The sequence below is a fragment of the Streptomyces sp. PTL18 genome (assembly GCF_059510295.1).
Genome location: NZ_JCAJZO010000051.1, coordinates 1 through 15,463, shown reverse-complemented (window position 1 = coordinate 15,463; position 15,463 = coordinate 1). Strand labels below are relative to the sequence as shown.

Annotated in this window: 12 protein-coding genes; 6 read left to right on the top strand and 6 right to left on the bottom strand. The window is 72.3% G+C overall.

The features are described from left to right. Positions 1-101: 101 nt before the first annotated feature. Both AC5WS8_RS37790 and glgB read left to right on the top strand, forming a co-directional pair. Positions 102-1,502 (top strand): maltokinase N-terminal cap-like domain-containing protein, encoded by a 1,401-nt coding sequence (locus tag AC5WS8_RS37790; protein WP_496108016.1) that lies wholly within the window; start codon positions 102-104, stop codon positions 1,500-1,502. A 31-nt stretch (positions 1,503-1,533) separates the two neighbouring features. After that, the gene (gene glgB, locus AC5WS8_RS37785) at positions 1,534-4,146 is read left to right on the top strand and encodes a 1,4-alpha-glucan branching enzyme (RefSeq protein ID WP_496108015.1); all 2,613 of its coding nucleotides are present in this window, start codon (positions 1,534-1,536) and stop codon (positions 4,144-4,146) included. A gap of 50 nt (positions 4,147-4,196) precedes the next feature. Here the strand turns inward: glgB and AC5WS8_RS37780 are convergent, their stop codons facing one another. From AC5WS8_RS37780 to AC5WS8_RS37770, 3 genes are all read right to left on the bottom strand, one after another. Further along, positions 4,197-6,482, bottom strand: a complete 2,286-nt coding sequence (locus AC5WS8_RS37780; protein ID WP_496108014.1) for a HelD family protein — start codon at positions 6,480-6,482, stop codon at positions 4,197-4,199. Between the two features lie 150 nt (positions 6,483-6,632). Then, positions 6,633-6,965, bottom strand: coding sequence for a thioredoxin (gene trxA / locus AC5WS8_RS37775; protein ID WP_496108013.1), 333 nt, complete (start codon positions 6,963-6,965; stop codon positions 6,633-6,635). Next, positions 6,962-7,390, bottom strand: coding sequence for a MerR family transcriptional regulator (locus AC5WS8_RS37770; protein WP_496108012.1), 429 nt, complete (start codon positions 7,388-7,390; stop codon positions 6,962-6,964). Before AC5WS8_RS37770 ends, trxA begins: the two co-directional genes overlap by 4 nt. A gap of 142 nt (positions 7,391-7,532) precedes the next feature. Between AC5WS8_RS37770 and AC5WS8_RS37765 the strand changes: the two genes are divergently transcribed. Beyond that, entirely contained in the window at positions 7,533-7,736 is a 204-nt protein-coding gene (locus tag AC5WS8_RS37765; protein ID WP_496108011.1) for a hypothetical protein, read from the top strand. Here the strand turns inward: AC5WS8_RS37765 and AC5WS8_RS37760 are convergent. Together AC5WS8_RS37760 and AC5WS8_RS37755 are read right to left on the bottom strand one after the other, a co-directional pair. Further along, the gene (locus AC5WS8_RS37760; protein ID WP_496108010.1) at positions 7,726-8,496 is read right to left on the bottom strand and encodes a DUF2127 domain-containing protein; all 771 of its coding nucleotides are present in this window, start codon (positions 8,494-8,496) and stop codon (positions 7,726-7,728) included. The genes AC5WS8_RS37765 and AC5WS8_RS37760 overlap by 11 nt on opposite strands. Positions 8,497-8,600: 104 nt before the next feature. Then, positions 8,601-10,280 (bottom strand): MFS transporter, encoded by a 1,680-nt coding sequence (locus tag AC5WS8_RS37755; RefSeq protein WP_496108009.1) that lies wholly within the window; start codon positions 10,278-10,280, stop codon positions 8,601-8,603. Between the two features lie 221 nt (positions 10,281-10,501). Here AC5WS8_RS37755 and AC5WS8_RS37750 point away from each other — a divergent pair, with 221 nt between their 5' ends. Next, positions 10,502-11,119 (top strand): TetR/AcrR family transcriptional regulator, encoded by a 618-nt coding sequence (locus AC5WS8_RS37750; RefSeq protein WP_496108017.1) that lies wholly within the window; start codon positions 10,502-10,504, stop codon positions 11,117-11,119. Positions 11,120-11,204: 85 nt separating this feature from the next. Here the strand turns inward: AC5WS8_RS37750 and AC5WS8_RS37745 are convergent, their stop codons facing one another. Further along, positions 11,205-12,605 carry a cation:dicarboxylate symporter family transporter gene (locus AC5WS8_RS37745; protein WP_496108008.1) on the bottom strand — a complete coding sequence of 467 codons (1,401 nt, stop codon included), beginning with the start codon at positions 12,603-12,605 and terminating at the stop codon, positions 11,205-11,207. A 229-nt stretch (positions 12,606-12,834) separates the two neighbouring features. Here AC5WS8_RS37745 and AC5WS8_RS37740 point away from each other — a divergent pair, with 229 nt between their 5' ends. Next, positions 12,835-14,502 carry an ATP-binding protein gene (locus AC5WS8_RS37740; protein ID WP_496108007.1) on the top strand — a complete coding sequence of 556 codons (1,668 nt, stop codon included), beginning with the start codon at positions 12,835-12,837 and terminating at the stop codon, positions 14,500-14,502. Between the two features lie 247 nt (positions 14,503-14,749). Continuing rightward, positions 14,750-15,442 carry a response regulator gene (locus AC5WS8_RS37735; protein WP_496108006.1) on the top strand — a complete coding sequence of 231 codons (693 nt, stop codon included), beginning with the start codon at positions 14,750-14,752 and terminating at the stop codon, positions 15,440-15,442. The last annotated feature ends 21 nt before the right edge of the window (positions 15,443-15,463 follow it).

Here is a 15,463-nt window from a genome sequence, read left to right as displayed (position 1 = left end):
AGGACGTCGCCTAGTCGTCCGGTCGGGGCGGTTTCCACCGCCCCGACCGGGGCACGCAGGCAAGTGACCCCCCGACCGCCCCCGGGGAAAGGACGCACTCCATGCCGGAAGCCGTCATCCGTCCCGCCGCGCCCCACCCCGGCCTGCTCGCCTCCCTCGATCCCCTGCTGCGGGAGTGGCTGCCGCGACAGCGCTGGTTCGCGGGCAAGGGACGGCCGGTCACCGGGTTCTCCCTGGTGGCGGCCACCGACCTGCTGCCGCCCGGCGGCCCGCTGGGCCTGGTCCACCTCCTCGTGCGGGCACACCAGCCTCAGTCCCCGGCGCCGGGCGCCGTGCCAGGCCCCGGGGACTGCTACCAGCTGCTGATAGGCGTGCGCGAGGCGCTGCCACCACACCTGGCGCCCGCGCTCATCGGGCATCTGGAGGACGGCCCGCTGGCAGGGCGGACCGTGTACGAGGCGCTCTACGACCCCCGCGCCGCCACCGTGCTCCTGGAGGCGATCCGCAGCCGCGCCCATGTCGGCCTGCTCCGCTTCGAGGGCGACACGCGCCAGGAGATACGGGAGGGGCTCGTCCCCCGGCTGATCACCTCCGAGCAGTCGAACTCCTCGATCGTCTACGGAGATACGTTCATCCTCAAGCTGCTGCGCCGAGTGCTCCCGGGCGTCAACCCCGACCTCGAAATCCCGTTGGCCCTGGCGCGGGAGGGCTGCCCCCGGGTGCCCGCACCGGCCGGCTGGCTGCTCACCGACGTGGACGACCTGGAGGACCCGTACGTGCTGGCCGTGCTCCAGCCGTATGTGCGGGGCGCGACGGACGGCTGGGAGCTGGCGCTGCGCGAGCTGGCCAAGGGCGAGGACTTCACCGCCGAGGCGCGGGCGCTCGGGCGGGCGACGGCCGAGGTGCACACGGTACTGGCCGGCGCCCTGCCCACGGTGACGCTCGGGCACGCCCGGACGAGGCTGCTGGTCGACGGCATGACCGAGCGACTGGAGGAGGCGGTCCGGGCGGTCCCGGTGCTGCGGCCGTACGCCCCCCGGCTGCGCTCCGCGTTCGAGGCGCTGGGCGACCTCGCCGGCGAGGGGCATGTGTGGACCGCTCAGCGTGTGCACGGCGATCTGCACCTGGGGCAGTGCCTGCGCTCGCCGTCCGGGGCCTGGTCGCTGATCGACTTCGAGGGAGAGCCGTCGAAGCCGCTGACCGAGCGCCGGATGCCGCAGCCGGTGGCACGGGACATCGCCGGGATGCTGCGCTCCTTCGACTACGCGGCGCACTCGGCCGTCCCGGCGGCCCCTGAGTGGGCCACGGAGTGCCGGGCCGCCTACTGCTCCGGGTATGCGGAGGTCGCCGGGCGCGATCCGCGCACCGAACCCGTCCTGCTGCGCGCGTACGAGACGGACAAGGCCGTCTACGAAGTCGTGTACGAGGCCCGCCACCGGCCCGAGTGGCTCGCGGTGCCGATGGCGGCGATACGCCGCCTGTCCGCCGACCCCACACCATGACCCGTCATCGCCTGCCGAGGAGGCCCCGTCCGTGACCCCCCGTCCTCCGTCCGACGACAGCACGAAGAAGAGCGCCGAGGGCCCCCGGCCGACGACCGGTGCGCAGAAGGCGACAGCGGCTGCCTCCGAGCCGCCGACGGCCGGGAAGAAGAAGGCGGTGGCGAAGAAGACGGCAACCGGGGCGAAGAAGGCCACAGCGAAGAAGGCCCTGGCCAAGAAGACGGCCGCGAAGAAGGCGGCGGCCGAGAACACGGCGGTGGAGGCGGCCGCCCCCGAGGCGGTCGCCGAAAAGACGGTGGTGAAGAAGGCACCCGCCAAGAAGGCACCGGCCGGCGCCACCCCCGCGAAGAAGACGCCCGCCAAGAGGACCGCGGCCAAGGGCACGGCCGCGAAGAAGACCGCCGTGAAGAAGGCACCCTCGAAGAGGAGCGCCGCGGCGGACCCCACGGCCGCGGCGGTGTCCCCCGCTCTTCAGGCCGGGGACCGTGAGCGGCTGCTGGCCGGCACCCACCACGACCCGCATTCGGTGCTCGGTGCGCACCCCGTGCCCGGCGGTGTCGCCCTCCGGGCCTTCCGACCGTACGCGCTGTCCGTGACCGTCGTCGCCGGGGACGTGCGGGCCGAGCTGCACGACGACGGGGACGGCTTCTTCTCGGCCCTGCTGCCCCGGCCGGACCTCCCGGAGTACCGGCTGCTGGTCGAGTACGAGGGCACGGTCCAGGACACCGAGGACGCATACCGTTTTCTGCCCGCGCTCGGCGACCTCGACCTGCACCTGATCGGCGAGGGACGCCACGAGGAGCTGTGGAGGGCCCTCGGCGCCCACCCCATGACCCATCAGGGCGTGACCGGGACCCGCTTCTCGGTGTGGGCGCCGAACGCGCGGGGCGTTCGGGTGGCCGGCGGCTTCAACTTCTGGGACGGCACCGGCTTCCCGATGCGCTCGCTCGGCTCGAGCGGGGTGTGGGAACTGTTCGTGCCCGGTATCGGCGAGGGCGAGCTGTACAAGTTCGAGATCACCCGCCCCGACGGCTCCAAGACGCTGCGCGCCGACCCGCTGGCCCGCCGCACGGAGGCCCCGCCGAACACGTCCTCGATCGTGGACGTCTCGCACCACGCGTGGGGGGACGGCGCGTGGATGGCCCGGCGGGGTGAGCGGCCGGTGCACGAGGCGCCCTTCTCGGTGTACGAGGTGCACCTGCCCTCCTGGCGGCCCGGGCTGACCTACCGGCAGCTCGCCGAGCAGCTCCCCGCCTACGTCGAGGAGATGGGCTTCACGCACGTGGAGCTCATGCCGATCGCCGAGCACCCCTTCGGCGGCTCCTGGGGCTACCAGGTCACCGGCTTCTACGCGCCCACCGCCCGCCTGGGCACCCCCGACGACTTCAAGTACCTGGTCGACGCCCTGCACCAGGCCGGCATCGGCGTCCTGATGGACTGGGTTCCGGCCCACTTCCCGCGCGACGACTGGGCGCTGGCCGAGTTCGACGGACGCCCGCTGTACGAGCACCAGGACCCGCTGCGCGCCGCGCACCCCGACTGGGGGACGCTGGAGTTCGACTACGGGCGGCGCGAGGTGCGCAACTTCCTGGTCGCCAACGCCGTGTACTGGTGCGAGGAGTTCCACATCGACGGCCTGCGGGTGGACGCCGTCGCCTCCATGCTCTACCTCGACTACTCCCGCGAGCCCGGCCAGTGGTCCCCGAACGAGCACGGCGGCCGGGAGAACCTGGACGCGGTGGCGTTCCTGCAGGAGATGAACGCCACCGTCTACCGCCGCAACCCCGGCGTCGTGACGATCGCGGAGGAGTCCACCGCCTGGGACGGGGTGACCCGGGCGACGCACCACCGGGGCCCGAGCGGTTTCGGGGGCCTCGGCTTCGGACTGAAGTGGAACATGGGCTGGATGCACGACTCGCTGGAGTACATGGCCCACGACCCGATCCACCGCAGGTACCACCACAACGAGATGACGTTCTCGATGGTGTACGCCTACAGCGAGAACTACGTCCTGCCGATCTCGCACGACGAGGTGGTGCACGGGAAGCGCTCGCTGGTGTCGAAGATGCCGGGCGACTGGTGGCAGCAGCGGGCGAACCTCCGTGCCTACCTGGGCTTCATGTGGGCCCACCCGGGCAAGCAACTGCTCTTCATGGGACAGGAGTTCGCGCAGGGAGCGGAGTGGTCGGAGGCGCACGGCCCGGACTGGTGGCTGCTGGACCCGGAGTACGGGGCGGCGGCGGACCACCGGGGCGTCCGGGACCTGGTCCGCGACCTCAACACCGTGTACCGCTCCGCCGCGGCCCTGTGGCAGCGCGACACGGAGCCGTCCGGCTTCCGCTGGGTGGTGGGGGACGCCGCGGAGGACAACGTGCTGGCGTTCCTGCGCCACGACGCGGAGGGCGCCCCGTTGCTGGCGGTGTCGAACTTCTCCCCGGTGGTCCGCGAGGACTACCGGCTGGGTGTCCCCGACGACGTCCCGGCCTGGCACGAGGCGCTCAACACGGACGCGGCGGCGTACGGGGGCAGCGACACCCGCAACCCGGACCCGGTGAAACCCGAGCCGACGCCGTGGCACGGCCTCGCGGCGAGCATCCGCGTGGCGCTGCCGCCGCTCGCGACGGTCTGGTTCCGCCCGGCCTGAGGGCGCTCTCCCGCCCGCCGGGGTCCCCCCCGGCGGGCGGGCCCGGACCGTCACCGTTCGGCCGTGCCCCCGTCGGACAGTGCCGCCGCCAGCGGCTTCGGCAGTTCCTCGCTGTGCACGACGCCCAGCCGCTGGGTCGCCCGTGTCAGCGCCACGTAGAGGTCGCTCGTGCCGTAGCGTCCCGGCTCGACCACCAGGACGGAGTCGAACTCCAGCCCCTTGGCCTGGCGTGGGTCGAGCAGGACCACGGAGCGGGTCAGGTCCGGTTCGCCGCCCGCGGTCGCCCCGTCGATCCGCGCGGCCAGCGGCCGGTGCAGCTCGCGTGGGGCGATCACCGCCAGCCGCCCCTCGGCCGGGGTGAGTTCCGCGGCCGCCTTCGCGACCTCGCCGGGCAGGTCGTCCACCGCGCGGCGCGCCCACGGCCGTACGCCCGTCGACCGTACCGAGCTCGGCGGTTCGAAGCCGGGGTGCTCCGCCCGGACCACGGCCGCCGCCACCTCCATGATCTCGGCGGGTGTGCGGTAGTTCACGCCGAGACGCGTGTGCTCCCAGCGGTCCTCGACGTACGGCGTGAGGATCTTCGTCCACGAACCGACCCCGCCGGCCTCGGACGTCTGCGCCGGGTCCCCGACCAGTGTCATCGAACGGGTCGGGCAGCGCCGCATCAGCAGTCGCCACGCCATCGGCGACAGCTCCTGCGCCTCGTCGACGATGATGTGCCCGAACGCCCAGGTGCGGTCGGCCGCGGCGCGTTCGGCGGCGCTGCGGTGGTCGGCCTCCTCCTGCCGCTCGGCGAACCGCTCGGCGTCGATGATGTCGTGCGCGGACAACACCTCCGAGGCTTCGGGGTCGCTGTCCTCCTTGTCCTCGAACTCGTACGTCCGGGAGGCGTACGACACGTCGAGCACGCCCTGTGCGTACGACACCTGCGCCTCGCGCTCGCGTTCGGCGAGTGCACGGGCCAACCGGTCGTCCTCCCCGAGGAGTTCGGCCGCCTCGTCGAGCAGCGGGATGTCGGCCGTGGTCCAGGTACGGGTGACCGGACGGCGGATGGCGGCCGCGTCCTCCTCGGACACGTAGCCCTCCGGGTCGGCGAGGAAGTCGGCGACCAGCCGCTGCGGGGTCAGGCGGGGCCAGAGCTGGTCGATGGCGGACCAGACCTCCGGGTTCTCGGCCAGTTCGTCGCGGATCTGGGTGATGTCACTCACGTCGAGGAGGTTGGAGCCGTCGTACGGGTCGGTGCCGATCCGCTCGGCGACCATGTCCGTCAACGTGTTCAGGATGTGGCCCTCGAAGTGCTCGCGCGCCACGTTGTGCGGCAGTTTCGCGGCGCGGGTGCGTTCCCGGGCCACGTTCACGAGCCCGTCGTCGAGCAGCAGGACGTCCCGGTCGTGTTCGACGACGATGACCGGGTCGGGCAGCGTCTGCCGGTCCGCGACGACCCGTGCGAGGACGTCGGCCATCTCGGCGCGGCCCTTCACGGCGGCCGCCTCGGACGTGTCCGTCGCGGTCGCCCTCACCCCGGGGAACAGTTCGCCGACCGTGGCGAGCAGCACGCCGGTCTCGCCGAGGGAGGGCAGCACTTCGCCGATGTAGCCGAGGAACGCCGGGTTCGGGCCGACGATGAGGACCGCGCGGCGGGCCAGCAGTTCCCGGTGTTCGTAGAGGAGGTAGGCCGCGCGGTGCAGCGCGACGGCCGTCTTGCCGGTGCCGGGGCCCCCTTCCACGACGAGCACGCCCCGGTGGGGTGCGCGGATGATGCGGTCCTGGTCGGCCTGGATGGTGCGCACGATGTCGGCCATCCGGCCGGTGCGGGCCGCGTTGAGCGCGGCGAGCAGCACGTCGTCGCCGGCGGGGTCCTCGTGACCGGTGCGTTCGTGGTCGGCGACGTCGAGGTGCTCGTCGTGCAGGGCGGTGACCCGGCGTCCCTCGGTGGAGATGTGCCGGCGCCGCCGCAGGCCCATCGGGGTGTGGCCGGTGGCCAGGTAGAAGGGGCGGGCGACCTCCGCCCGCCAGTCGATCAGGATCGGGGTGCGCTCGGCGTCGTCGGCACGCAGGCCGATACGGCCGATGTGGTGGCTCGCCCCGGAGGTGAGGTCGATACGGCCGAAGCACAGTGAGCCGTCCACGGCGTTCAGCGCGGCCAGCAGTCCCGAGCGCTCGGCGACCAGGATGTCCCTCTCCAGGCGGGCCTGCATCGGCTTGTCACCCTGGGCCAGCGCGTCCGTGACGGAGGTCTCGGTGTCGCCGCGCAGCGCGTCCACCCGCACGTACAACCCGTCGATGAATTCCTGCTCGTGCCGCAATTCATCGTCCGGAAATTCGGTGTTTGACAATTCAGCTCCCGGCCGGATATACTGTGCTCACTGAACTTCTTCGCGTATCGTCGTATTTGAAATCGCGAACCATTGAATATACGCACGAAAATCCCCCGAGCGCAATTGCTCGGGGGATTTTTCGCTGTACCGGCGGGTAACGGCGGGGTGTCACAGCACGTCGGACAGCTCCTCCAGCAGCCGCCGCTTGGGCCGCGCCCCCACCATCGCCTTCAGGGGCTCGCCGTTCCGGAAGACCATGAAGGTCGGCATCGACAGCACCTTGTACGCGTTCGTCGTCTCCGGGTTGGTGTCCACATCCAGTTGGACGACCTTGAGCCGGTCGGCCTCCTCCGAGGCGAGGGAGCTGAGCACCGGCCCCATCTGCCGGCACGGCGGACACCAGTCGGCGGTGAACTCCACCAGCACCGGCAGATCCGATGCGAGCACCTCCGCCCCGAAGTCCGCGTCCGTCACCTCGGCCACACCAGTCGTCTTGATCACCGCTCCTGCCCTCCCAGCTCGCACAGCGGTTCCGGACCCCCCGGAACCAGCGCCTCGGCGGCCAGCTCGTCGCGTGCCCGTTCGGCGCGCGCGAGCTGGCCTGCGACCGTCTCCCGCACCGCCCGCAACTCCCCGATCAGTGCGTCGAGTTCGTCCAGTTTGCGCCGGTAGACCGCGAGCGACGCCGGGCAGGAGTCGCCCGCCGGGTGCCCGGCCCGCAGACACTCCACGAAGGGACGTGTCTCCTCCAGGTCGAACCCGAAGTCCTGCAGTGTCCGGATCTGCTGCAGCAGCCGCAGATCGCGCTCGTCGTAGTCGCGGTATCCGTTGCCGCCGCGCCGCGCGGGCAGCAGCCCCCGCGACTCGTAGTACCGCAGGGTCCGCGTGGTGGTCCCGGCCCGCGCCGCCAGCTCGCCGATTCGCATGTCCGCGACGGTAATCCTTGACGCGGACGTCAGGGCAAGCCGCAAGACTCCCGCCACTCCCCCGGCGTGCGCCGCTGAGTCCGCCCCGTCCCGGCGGTCGCCCCCGCACACCTGGACGAGATGGCACGTACGCACGCCGGCCGTGACCAGCCCGCGTCCGTCGCGGCGACGACCGGCCCGGCGAACCTCGTGCGGCCAGGCCCTGCGCCCCGACCCGTCCGCGCTGCACGCCTGCCCGAGCCACCGCCTCGGTGCCCTGGGGGCGATCCGCACGCTGGAGTCGGCGTCGGTGCCGCGCACGGTGAAGACGGCGGGCCCGCTGGGACCGGGACGGCTCAGGAGGTGAGCAGAACGCCCGCCGACTCCTCCACCTCCAGCAGGGAGGCGCTGCGCCGCTCCTCCTCGAACGCCTTCCGGCCGCCGCGCAGCCCGAACAGTCGTTTGGCGAAGGCGATGTAGAGGACCGCGAGGATGTTGAGGATCAGGGTGGCGATCTTCAGGCCGCTGATGTGCTCGGTGAGTTCGTACACCTCCAGCGGCAGGAAGGCCGCGGTGGCGACCACCGTCAGGTACTCCGCCCAGCGCTTGGCGTACCACAGGCCGACCGCCTCGGTCAGTTCGATCAGCGCGTAGGCCAGCAGGAGCCCGGCCACCAGCAGGAGCGTGGAGTGCCGGTAGCCGAAGGTCTTCTGGATGGTGCCCACGACCGGCGAGTGGTCGAGGTCGTAGTGGAAGTGCCGGAAGACCGGGCGGAGGACCTCCAGGTACTCGTTGAACAGCCGCCGTACCGCGTCCTGGCTGTTGGAGAACTTCCACACGGCGACCGCGACGAGCACGATGAACACACCGCGCACGGCCCGCTCGAGGGCGAGGAAGCGCAGGATGAACAGGTCGCGCAGCACCTTGCCGCGCGGCACGAGGGGGGCGTCACCGGCCGGTCCGGAGCCGTGCGGCTCTCCGAGCGCGAAGTCACCGCAGCGCAGGCAGCGCCACACGTCCCCGAGCGCGGTCTGGGCGTGCAGCCGGATCCGCAGCCGGGGGTCGTCCGGCGCGTAGGTCACATGCCCACGGCGTGCGCAGGTGCGCCGGTCCCAGTCGATCTTCATACCCCCGTGCCTCCCACATGACGGTGCCGTGCCGGTCGTTCCGGCACGGCACGGTAGTGCATGTCCTACGAGACGTAGGGGCAGGGCGCGGGGTTCCCGCGAGGTCAGTGGCGTTCGGCGGTGACGAGTTCCCGCTCCTCGGCCTGCTCCTCGGAGGTCTGTGCGGGACGGTCCCTGCGCGGCAGCAGCGCCGCGACCAGGACGGTGCCGACGCCGAGGACCACCGCGCCGACCAGGCTGGTGTGGGCGACGGCGTCCGCGAAGGACGAGGCGACCGCGTCGGCCATCTGCCGGGCGCCGTGCGCGAGCTGGTCCGCCTGCGCCCTGAGCTGTGCGGCCTGCCGGGCGCTGCCCGCGTGTGCGGCCTGCTCGGCGAGCTGCCGGGCCCTGTCGCCGATGCCCTGCGCCACCGCGTATCCGGCGCCGACGGAGTCCTGCGCGGTGTCCAGCGTGTTCGCCGGGAGCCGGCTGCCGGCCGTGGCGTCCGCCAGGTGGGAGGAGTAGGAGTTGGCGAGCACCGAGCCGAGGACGGCGATGCCGAGTGAGCCGCCGAGTTCGATGGAGGTGTCGTTGACGGCGCCTCCGACGCCGAGCTCGGGCTCCGGGAACGAACCCATGATGGCATCGGTGCAGGGCGAGAGGGCGAGGCCGATCGCCAGGCCCAGGATCACCAGGGGCAGCACGAAGTCGCCGTAGGTGGATCCGGCGTCGACGCGGGTGAGCAGCGCGAGTGCCGCCGTGCCGCCGACCATGCCCGCGGTGACGGTGACCCTCATGCCGACGCGCGGGGTGAGGAACCCGGTCAGCGCCGAGCCCACGAACACGGCTCCGGCGAGCGGCAGCATGCGGAGCCCGGTCTGCAGGGCGTCGTAGCCGAGGACGAACTGCAGGTGCTGGGTCAGGTAGTAGAAGGCGCCGAAGACCGCCAGGAAGAACAGGGCGACGGCGAGGTTGGAGCCGGCGAAGCGGCGACGTGCGAAGCGGCGGACGTCGAGGACCGGGCGCGGGTGGCGCAGCTCCCAGGCGACGAACAGCACGAGTCCGACGCCCGCGACCACGGCGGCCGTGACGGCCTTGGTGCCCCAGCCGAAGTGCGGCCCCTCGATGATCATGTAGACGAGCGAGCCGACCCAGACGACCGAGAGCAGGCCGCCGACGACGTCGATCCGTTCGTGGTGGTCGGCCTTGGACGGCGGGACCAGGACCAGGGCGGCGACGAGGGCGACGGCGGCGATCGGCACGTTGATCAGGAAGGTCGAGGACCAGCCGTGGTCCTCGAGCAGCGCTCCGGCGACGACCGGTCCGGCAGCGATGGCGAGCCCCGCGGTCGCGGTCCACAGGGTGATCGCCTTGGCGCGTTCGGCGCGCGGGAAGGTCGCGGCGAGCAGGGAGAGCGTGGCGGGCATGATCAGTGCCGCACCGACGCCCATCACGGCGCGGGCCGCGATGACGGTGGCGGCGCTGTCGGCGAGGTAGCCGGAGACGGCGCCGCCACCGAAGACGACGAGCCCGAGGACGAGCGCCCCGCGCCGGCTGTACTTGTCGCCGATCGCGCCGAGCAGCAGCATCAGCGCCGCGTAGGGGACGGTGTAGCCGTCGATGACCCACTGCAGATCGGCGCTGGTGAGGCCGAGGTCGCGGGTCATCTCGGGGGCGGCGACGGTGAGGGCGGTGTTCGCCATCACGATGATCAGCAGGCTCAGGCACAGCACGAGCAGCGCCCACCAGCGCCGGTGGTAGGGCCGGTCCATCCTCTCGACCGGTTCGTTCATGACGAGACGCATGGGTGCGGGCCTTCCTCTTCTCCATTGCCCATGACGAGCACAGCGACTTGCACACTGACGTGCAACTGCACAACGCTGTGCAAACTACGGTATTGCACAGCAGTGTGCAAATGGAGGAGGTGAAGGCCCTGTGGCGGCGCACGGGACGCCCCGCCGGGCCGTGCACAATGGCAGCCATGACCACGGGTAACGCCAACCGGGCCGATGTAAACCGCCGCCGCATCCTGGATGTCGCGCTGGCCGAGCTGCTGCGCGACCCGGACGCGTCCATGGACCAGATCGCCCGCGCCGCGGGCGTCGTACGGCGCACGGTGTACGGGCACTTCCCGAACCGTGAGGCGCTGATCAGCACCCTCGTCGACGGCGCGGTGGAGGCGGTGGCGGCGGCGCACGCGGCGGGCCACGAGGGCGTCGCGGACCCGGCGGAGGCACTGGCCCGCTCGGCGCTCGCGGTGTGGGAGGTCGCCGACCGCTACCGCATCCTGGTCGCGCTGGCCCAGCGCAGCGTCACCGTGCAGGGCATCCGCGACCGGCTGGCACCGGTCCGCAAGGCGTGTGAGGAGCTCCTGGCGCGTGGTCTGGAGGAGGGCGTGTTCGTCTCGCCGCTGCCGCCGCAGGCGCTGGCGTATGTGCACGAGCAGATGCTGTTCGCGCTGATGGAGGCGGTCAACGACGGCCTGCTGGCAGCGCCGGAGGCGGGTCGCTCGGCGGTGGTCACCCTGCTGACGGCGGCGGGAGTGCCCGCCGGACGGGCCGGTGAGCTGGCGGCGACAGCGGGCGAGGGGCAGCGCCGGGAAACGGAAAGGACCGAGCGGCCAGGCCCACGGGGGGAGGCCTGACCGCCCGGTGTCTGCGGTGTGGAGCCCGGACGGCTGAGCCACGGGGGAGCTTCCCAGCCGTCCGGGAGCGGGGAGTGGGCGGACGTCAGGCCTTGGCCGGCACCTTCTCGCCGCCCTGCTCGGGCAGCGGTGCCTCGCCGGCCTCGTCCGCCGGGACGGCCGAGCGACCCTCGTCCAGCAGCGTGGTCTCGTCGAAGGGCAGCTCGCCGCCGAGCACCTGCCGGACCCGCTCCCTGTCGATCTCCTTGGTCCAGGTGCCGATCAGGACGGTGGCCACGGCGTTGCCCGCGAAGTTCGTCAGGGCACGGGCCTCGCTCATGAAGCGGTCGATGCCGACGATCAGGCCGACGCCGTCGACCAGCGCCGGCTTGTGGGACTGCAGCCCACCGGCCAGCGTGGCGAGACCGGCGCCGCTGACGCCCGCCGCGCCCTTGGAGGCGACGAGGAGGAACAGCAGCAGCGGGATCTGCTCGCCGACGGACATCGGGGTGCCCAGCGCGTCGGCGATGTAGAGCGACGCCATGGTCATGTAGATCATGGTGCCGTCGAGGTTGAAGGAGTAGCCGGTCGGGACGGTGATGCCGACCACCGGCTTGCTGACGCCCAGGTGCTCCATCTTCGCGATGAGCCGCGGCAGCGCGGACTCGGAGGACGAGGTGGACAGGATCAGCAGGAACTCACGGCCGAGGTACTTCAGCAGCGAGAAGATGTTCAGGCCCGAGACGATCCGCAGCACCGCGCCGAGGACGACGAAGACGAACAGGACACAGGTCACGTAGAAGCCGAGCATCAGCACGGCGAGGCTCTTGAGCGCGTCCAGGCCGGCGGAGCCGACGACGGCGGCGATGGCACCGAAGGCGCCGATCGGCGCGGCCCACATCACCATGGCGAGGATGCGGAAGACGAGCCGCTGGACGTGCTCGATGCCGCGCAGCACCGGCGCGCCGACGGAACCCATCGCCTGCAGTGCGAACCCGGTGAGGAGCGCGATCAGCAGGGTCTGCAGGACCTGGCCCTCGGTGAAGGCGGAGACGAAGGTCTTCGGGATGATCGAGAGCGCGAAGTCGACCGGAGGCAGCGCGTCGGACGACACCTGGGCGTGGCCCGACTGCTTGATCGCATTCGTCAGGTGCAGGCCCTCGCCCGGGTGCAGGACGTTGCCCACCACCAGGCCGATGGTGAGCGCCACCAGGGACATCACCAGGAAGTAGCCGAGGGCTATGCCGCCGACGGCCCCCACCTTGGCGGCCTTCCGTACCGAACCGATGCCCAGCACGATCGTGCAGAAGATGATCGGTGAGATCATCATCTTGATCAGGTTCACGAAGCCCGTGCCGAGGGGCTTGAGCTGGACCGCGGCATCGGGGGCGGCCAGGCCCACGGCGATGCCGAGCGCCACCGCGACGATCACGGCGATGTACAGATAGTGGGTGCGGTCCCGCTTGGCTGCGGGCGCGGCAGGTGCCGTTCGGGCTGTGCTGGCCACGGGCTGCCCTCCTCGACGACGTCGTCGGTTTCATCCGGCGTGCGGCTCACGTCCGGGGGATGGCGGGAGCGGTACTCCCAGGTCCGGGAGCCGTGCTCCCGGGGTCCGGGAGGGGGGAACGCTCCCGGGCATTGCGGTGACTATCTCCCGCCCTGTGAGGGCGGTCACCCTTCCGTTCATTTAGTTCACGCTTATACGACGAGCCGGAACGGCGGGGCAGACTGAACCCATGCGCGTGCCCCTCATACCGAGACCCCGCAGCCTCGCAGGCCAGCTCTTCGCCATGCAGGCCGTGCTGATCGCGGTGCTCGTCGCCGGGTACGCGCTGTTCACGTACGTCAGCGACCACAGCCAGGCCCGCCAGTCGGCCGACCGGCAGGCGACGGCGGTGGCCCGCTCGGTCGCCGACTCCCCGTCGGTCCGGGCGGCGATCCGCACCGCCGACCCGACGAAGTCGCTCCAGCCCTACGCGCTCCAAGTGCAGCGGCACACGGGCGTGGACTTCGTCACGATCATGAACCCGCAGGGCATCCGCTGGACCCACCCCAATCCCCGGCGCATCGGCGAGCACTTCCGCGGCCACATCGACCGCGCGCTGAAGGGCGAGACCTTCACCGAGAGGTACACCGGCACGCTGGGCCCGTCCGAGCGCGCGGTCACGCCCATCCGGGACGGTGGCCGGATCGTCGGCCTGGTCAGCGCGGGCATCAAGGTCGAGACGGTCTCGGCCCGGGTCCAGGACCAGGTGACCGCCATGGCCGGGGTCGCGGTCGCCGCGCTGGTGCTGGGCGGCATCGGCACCTATGTGATCAACGCCCGGCTGCGCCGCTCCACGCACGGCATGAACGCCACCGAGTTGAGCCGGATGCACGACTACCACCAGGCCGCGCTGCACGCCGTGCGCGAGGGCCTGCTCATGCTGGACGGCCGGTTCCGGGTGGCGCTGATCAACGACGGCGGGCGGGAGCTGCTCGGGGTGAGAGGCGAGGTGGTGGGCCGCTCGGTCGCGGACCTCGGACTGCCGGCCCCCTTGACGGGCGCGCTGCTGTCCTCCGAGCCCCGGGTGGACGAGGTGCACCTGACGGCCGCCCGGGTGCTGGTGGTCAACACCTCCCCGGTCTCCGGCGGCGAACGACGGGGTACCGTCGTGACCCTGCGTGACGTGACCGAGTTGCAGGCGCTGACGGGTGAGCTGAACTCGGAGCGCGGCTTCACACAGGCGCTGCGCTCGCAGGCGCACGAGGCGGCGAACCGGCTGCACACGGTGGTCTCGCTGATCGAGCTGGGCCGCGCCGGGGAGGCGGTCGACTTCGCCACGGCCGAGCTGGAACTGGCGCAGGCCCTCACGGACCAGGTGGTCGCCGCGGTCAACGAGCCGGTGCTCGCGGCGCTGCTCCTCGGCAAGGCGGCGCAGGCGAACGAGCGGGGTGTGGAACTGGTCGTGTCGGAGGACAGCCGCATCGACGACGGTCTGCTGCCGCCCTCCGTGCCGTCCCGGGACCTGGTGACGATCCTCGGCAACCTGATCGACAACGCGGTGGACGCGGCCCAGGGCTCGGTGGGCGGCCGGGTGACGGTGACCGCGTACACGGAGGGCCCGGACCTGGTGCTGCGGGTGTCGGACACCGGGGACGGGGTGGACCCCGCGCATGCGGAGGCGGTGTTCGAACGCGGCTGGTCGACCAAGCCGGCCACCGCCCCGGGCGGCCGCGGCCTGGGGCTCGCCCTGGTCCGCCAGACGGTACGCCGCCACGACGGCACCCTCGCGGTGTCGGAGGCGGCCGGAGGCGGGGCGGAGTTCGAGGCGCGGGTGCCGTTGCCTACCGTGGGGGCGGCCACTGCGGCTCCGCGGACGTCACCGGGTGCCGGGGCCGCCGTTCCCGGAGGTGACGCATGAGACGCGCTGGGCCCTGTCGTCGGATTCCCGTCGTCCGCCCGGAGGGCGGGCCGCGCCGCGCCTGGTGCGTGCGGCTGCAGGGCGAAGAAGGGAGTCGACGCGATGGGGGTCCCCCCGCGCGAGCGGGTTCGAGCGTGGGGGAGCCGGCGGCCGACGACAACGCGGCAGACGTGCGTGCCAGGCGCCGCGCGCGCGGCGGGAATCCGACGACGGGGCCCGGCACCGGGCCCGTGTCCGGAGGTGACGTATGAGCGAGCCCATCCGCGTGCTGGTCGTGGAGGACGATCCGGTCGCCGCCGACGCACACGTGATGTACGTGGGCCGGGTCCCGGGCTTCACGGCGGTCGGCAAGGCGGCCACGGGCGCGGAGGCGCGCCGTGCCCTGGAGCGCACGCGGGTGGACCTCCTGCTGCTGGACCTGCACCTGCCCGACGTGCACGGCCTGCAGCTGGCGCGCTCCCTGCGGGCGGCGGGGTACCACGCGGACGTCATCGCGGTGACCTCGGCGCGGGATCTGGCGGTGGTGCGGGAGGGCGTCTCCCTGGGGGTCGTCCAGTACGTGCTCAAACCGTTCACGTTCGCGACGCTGCGGGACCGGCTGGTGCGGTACGCGGAGTTCCGCGAGGCCGTGGGCGAGGCGAGCGGGCAGGACGAGGTGGACCGCGCCCTGGCCACCCTGCGGGCCCCGAGCCCGGCGGCGCTGCCGAAGGGGCTCAGCGCGCCGACGCTGGAGCGAGTGACGGGGGCGCTGCGCGAGGCCCCCGAGGGGCTGACCGCCGCCGGGGTCGCCGAGGCGGTGGGGATCTCGCGGATCACGGCCCGGCGGTATCTGGAGCACCTGGTGGAGGCGGGGCGGGCGGGGCGGAACCCGTTGTACGGGCAGGTGGGGCGCCCCGAGTTGGTGTACCGGTGGGTGACGGCGGCGGAGCGGGGGCGCTAGTGTCCTACGCCGGTAGTCCGT

What these genes read in the sequence shown, in the direction of transcription:
- AC5WS8_RS37740 (WP_496108007.1), top strand. Translation starts at nt 12,835, where the DNA reads ATGCGCGTGCCCCTCATACCGAGACCCCGCAGCCTCGCAGGCCAGCTC.
- AC5WS8_RS37760 (WP_496108010.1), bottom strand. Translation starts at nt 8,496, where the DNA reads ATGAAGATCGACTGGGACCGGCGCACCTGCGCACGCCGTGGGCATGTG.
- AC5WS8_RS37770 (WP_496108012.1), bottom strand. Translation starts at nt 7,390, where the DNA reads ATGCGAATCGGCGAGCTGGCGGCGCGGGCCGGGACCACCACGCGGACC.
- AC5WS8_RS37735 (WP_496108006.1), top strand. Translation starts at nt 14,750, where the DNA reads ATGAGCGAGCCCATCCGCGTGCTGGTCGTGGAGGACGATCCGGTCGCC.
- AC5WS8_RS37790 (WP_496108016.1), top strand. Translation starts at nt 102, where the DNA reads ATGCCGGAAGCCGTCATCCGTCCCGCCGCGCCCCACCCCGGCCTGCTC.
- AC5WS8_RS37755 (WP_496108009.1), bottom strand. Translation starts at nt 10,280, where the DNA reads ATGCGTCTCGTCATGAACGAACCGGTCGAGAGGATGGACCGGCCCTAC.